Origin of the sequence: Streptomyces sp. NPDC093225, assembly GCF_044753805.1 — a bacterium.
Classification (GTDB): domain Bacteria; phylum Actinomycetota; class Actinomycetes; order Streptomycetales; family Streptomycetaceae; genus Streptomyces.
In genome coordinates this window covers 1-2,688 of sequence record NZ_JBIVNX010000112.1, presented here as the reverse complement: position 1 = coordinate 2,688, position 2,688 = coordinate 1, and the positions used below count along the sequence as shown (strand labels likewise).

Here is a 2,688-nt window from a genome sequence, read left to right as displayed (position 1 = left end):
GCAGGCCCGGGCCGAGGGGGGCCGCAGGCCCGGCCGAAGGCCCAAAGCCCTCGGGGTGGGCCTGCCGCAGGGCCTGCAGGCCACCCCTGTCAAGCGCCGAGGGGACCCACACATCACGGGACGGCCCACGAAGCGAGCCCACCCCGACACCGGGCGACGCACTGCGAGACGGTCCACCGGAGCCGAACCGACGCCCACACACCCACACACCCACCCACGCACCCAAGCACCCAAGCACCCCGACACCGCCAGCCCCCACGACACCCGGTCAAACGCACGCCACGTTCCCGGCGACTCCCCTCACGGCGCCGTCCCCTCATGGCGCCGTCCCCTCACGGCGCCGTCCCCACCCGGTCGAAATCGACGGTGTGCGCGTCGTTGTGCTGGTCGGCCCAGTTCTGCAGCGCACACGTGCAGGCGTAGTCGAGGTGGCGCAGACCGGCCGGGTCGAGCGTGACCGGGCGGTGTACGGGCAACCGTTCCAGGGCGTCGAGGATGCGCGGCAGGCGCAGGAAGGTGGCGTTGCCGAGCAGCCGGACCCGGACGGGCCCCTCACCCCGGTCGTCGACCTCGATCTGGACGTGCGAGGTCTCCCAGGCCGCCTTCGCCACCGCCAGCCCGAGGCCGACGAGGACGCCCTCGAACATGTCGGTGACCAGGATGGCCACCGCCGTGACGACCAGCACCACCGCCTCGCCGCGGTGGTCGCGCCACAGCCGCCCCACCTCCCCGAGGGGCAGCAGCTTGAAGCCGGCGTGGAGGAGCACGCCGGCCAGCGCCGCCGTGGGGACGGCGCCGAGGGCGCCCGGCAGCAGCACCGCGAACAGCAGCAGCCACACCCCGTGCAGTACGCGGGAGACCTTGGTCCGCGCACCGGCCTGGACGTTCGCGGAGCTGCGTACGATCACCGCGGTCATCGGCAGCGCGCCGAGCAGGCCGCAGGCGGTGTTGCCGGCACCCTGGGCCATCAGCTCCTTGTCGTAGTCGGTCTTCGGCCCCTCGTGGAGGCGGTCCACCGCGGCTGCGCTGAACAGGGACTCGGCGGACGCGATCATCGTGAAGGCGACGATCGTGGCGAGCAGGCCGGTCTCCGCCAGCAGCAGGAAGTCGTCCGCCCCCGGCGGCTGTACGGCCGCCAGCAGGCCCCCGACCCGGACCCGCTCGACGGGCAGGTCGAGCAGGACCGTCACCAGGGTCACGGCACCGACCGCCACGAGCGCTCCGGGGACGGCCCGCCCCGGGCCCGGCAGCTTCCTCCAGAAGACCGTGATCAGGACGGTGACGGCGCCGATCCCCACGGCCGTGAGGGCGGTGGCGGACTCCAAGGTGTCGAAGGCCAGCCGGGGCAGGCCGGCCACCTTCGAGGTGCCGCCGCCGGGGGCGCGGGCGTCGGCGAGCGCGTAGAGCTGTCCGGCGATGAGCACGAGCCCGATGCCGGCGAGCATGCCGTGCACGACGGACAGCGAGATCGCCCGGAAGTACCGGCCCAACCGGAACGCACCGAGGGTCAGTTGCAACAGGCCGGCGGCGAGGACGATGACGCCGAGCGCGGTCAGACCGTGCTCCTGCACGGCGGTGAGGACGAGCACGGTGAGGCCGGCGGCCGGCCCGCTCACCTGGATGCTGCTGCCGGGCAGCAGACCGGTGACCAGGCCGCCGACGATGCCGGTGACCAGGCCGAGTTCGGCCGGGACGCCGGAGGCGACGGCGACGCCCACGCACAGGGGCAGGGCGACGAGGAACACGACGAGGGAGGAGGTGAAGTCGGTGCGCAGCGCGACGCGCAGCGCGGAGAGACGTGCGTTCATGGGCGTTCTCTCTGCGGAAGGAAGCGTGGAACGGCCGAGGTGTCGAGACGCGGGACGCGGGACGGGAGACACGAGGCGACGAGGCGACGAGGCGACGAGGCGACGAGGCGACGAGGCGACGAGGCGACGAGGAAGTCGGCACCGCGGGTGCCGCCCGGCGCAAACGGTCCGGGCCGGTCAGCAGCGCAGCACGACGGGGCGGGACGCCTCCCGTGCAGGGGACGTCCCGGCCGGCCCGGGCCGTACCTCGTGCGCGGGCAGATCGGTGCGGGCCTGCGCCGTCGCGGCCGCGGAAGCGGCGGACGGTCGGTCGGCGAGCCGGCGCGGGGCGCACGCTGACGCTTCGCAGGACTGCTCGGCATCCCCGTGGCGGTGGTTCGTAGCAGGACTGCTCGCGGCGGACGCGGACGTGGTCGCAGACACCGACGCAAGGGACGACGGGGAGGCGGACACGTGCGCAAAGTAAGACGCAGATGGGGCGGCGCCGGCACCGGCCGCCGACGGACCCGGGCCGCACGTCGCGTGCAGCAGTGCCAGGAGCGCGAGCAGGACGGCGGCACCGAACGCGCGACGCGTCTCGGGCCCCAGGGTGCCGATGGCCTGTCGCATGCGCCCCCTCCCTGGTGCCGTCAGGCCCCTCAGCAAAGCGCCGTGGGGCCCGGGGCGTGCGGCAATGGGGCCGATCGGGGCCGGAATTCACCCGATGCGGTGATCACCGGTGGCGGCGCGCAGCCTGCCCAGTTCGCCTAAGCCCAGCCCAGCCCAGCCCGTACCGGCTCACCCCCCGCTTCGGGGGTGGGTCCCGTGGTGTGTGGGTCCCCTCGGCGCTTGACAGGGGCGGCCTGCAGGCCCTGCGGCAGGCCCACCCCGGAGGCTTTGG

At 74.3% G+C, this 2,688-nt stretch carries 1 protein-coding gene; it reads right to left on the bottom strand.

Going from position 1 to position 2,688, the window contains the following annotated elements; genetic code table 11:
- Positions 1–332: 332 nt before the first annotated feature.
- Positions 333–1,808 carry a SulP family inorganic anion transporter gene (locus ACIQCH_RS38360; protein ID WP_402589004.1) on the bottom strand — a complete coding sequence of 492 codons (1,476 nt, stop codon included), beginning with the start codon at positions 1,806–1,808 and terminating at the stop codon, positions 333–335.
- Positions 1,809–2,688 lie beyond the last annotated feature (880 nt).